Raw genomic sequence first — 1,770 nt, forward strand, 5'->3', positions numbered from 1 at the left:
CCTAGTGCAGCGCCGCATTGATCTTGCGGGGGTGTGTGCCCAGCCGTCAGCGGCGACGCGGGCCGCTGACGACGGGCGGTGATGCGTCAGTTCTTGACGAGCACGGACGCAAAGACCGATAGCGCGGAGTTGACCTGGGCTGCGTCGAAGGCTGCGGGGTCGAACTGGTCGGCGGAGTCGAGGCCCAGCCATTCCAGGCGGTCTTCGTGTTCTTCGTGCTGGGGGTCGGCAAGGATCTCGACGAGGTAGTCGTATCCCCAGATGCCGCCGCAGTCCTCGGGCGGGCAGGCACGGCGGCCGGTGAGGCATCGAGGATAGGCGGTGTCCGGCTCGGGCTCGGTGACGTCATCGATGAGGATGTCGTGTTCCCAGTCATCGCCGAAGTCGTAGGTGTAACGGAGCCGGTCGCCGGTGCGGGGTGCCACCTGGCCGAGCCGCTTGGTAGCGGCGCTGCGGATGCCCAGGTCGCGGTCGGCGACGCCGTATCGCTCCCGGCCGGTTTCGAAGGCCCACATGTGGTAGTCCTCCCAGCCGAAGGCGGCCTGGATGACGTCGTGCAGCTCGCGCAAGGTGATACCTGACGGCACCTCCAGGCGGCGCCAGATCGGAGGCCGGGAGTCCCGCAAGGTGATCTTTATCTTGTGCACGGTCTTGCGCGGTGCCGTCCGCGGGGTCTTCGCACTCCTGCTGTTCGCCATGACGGCCATCCTGCCACCCATGCTCGCCCCGTCCTGGTGGAACGAATGCCGCCACCCCACAATGATCAACGCGATTCATGGAGTCGAAGGGGTGGGGCGCGTGCCGGTGGCAAGTCCGTTCCAGGTTGCCTGGGACGGTGAACAGCGCAAAGTGCTGGAGGAGTTAGCGCGGTCCCGGACAGCGCCGTTGCGCCGGGTGCAGCGGGCCCGGGCCGCACTGGCCTATGCGGATGGTGGCGCGAATGCGGCCATCGCCCGTGCCCTTGGCATGCATCTGGACACCGTGCGGCGCTGGCGCAAGCGGTTCGCCGCCGACGGCCTGGCCGCGCTGGAGGACCGGCCCCGGCCGGGTCGCTCCCGCCGCTACGGCCCCGACGTGCACCTGGCCATTGTCGCCACTGTCACCTCCGCCCGGCCGGCAACCGACAGCCACTGGACTCACCGCGCCATCGCCCATCGCCTGGATGCCATCGGGATCTCAGCGTCCCAGGTCGGGCGGATCCTGGCCGACCTCGACCTCAAACCGCACCTGGTACGTGGCTGGCTAACCCGCCCGGAGGATCCGGACTTCTCCACCAAGGCCGCCGAGGTCTGCGCACTCTACCTACGCTGCCCACCCCACTCGGTGGTGCTCAGCGTGGATGAGAAAACCGCGATGCAGGCCCGCTCCCGCCGCCATCCGACCCGCCCGGTCAAACCCGGCCAGATCGAGCGGCGCGAGTTCGAGTACCGCCGCCACGGCACCGCCTCCATCATCGCGGCCCTGAACGTGCACACCGGCCAGGTCCTCGTCGAAGACATCGTCCGCAACGACTCGGCCACCTTCATCCGCTTCCTGCAAATGCTCGACCAGGCCACCGACCCGAAGCTCACGATCCACCTTGTCCTCGATAACGGGTCGTCCCATGTCTCGAAGGCGACCCGGGCCTGGCTGGCAGCACACCCGAGGTTCGCCGTCCACCACACACCCAAACACGCCTCGTGGCTCAACCAGGTCGAGATCTTCTTCTCGATCCTGGCCCGCCGACTGCTACGGCGCGGTGAGTTCACCTCGCGCCAGGACCTCATCGAC

At 68.0% G+C, this 1,770-nt stretch carries 2 protein-coding genes; one reads left to right on the forward strand and one right to left on the reverse strand.

The features are described 5' to 3' along the window. Nucleotides 1-86: 86 nt before the first annotated feature. Nucleotides 87-698, reverse strand: a complete 612-nt coding sequence (locus tag AC5WRT_RS38790) for a plasmid pRiA4b ORF-3 family protein (protein ID WP_496098905.1) — start codon at nucleotides 696-698, stop codon at nucleotides 87-89. On the opposite strand from AC5WRT_RS38790, the gene AC5WRT_RS38795 reads away from it, so the two are divergent. Continuing rightward, nucleotides 697-1,770, forward strand: a 1,074-nt coding sequence (locus AC5WRT_RS38795) for an IS630 family transposase (protein ID WP_496098904.1), incomplete at its 3' end; no start/stop codon positions are given. The genes AC5WRT_RS38790 and AC5WRT_RS38795 overlap by 2 nt on opposite strands.

Source organism: Streptomyces sp. NTD91 (assembly GCF_059510455.1).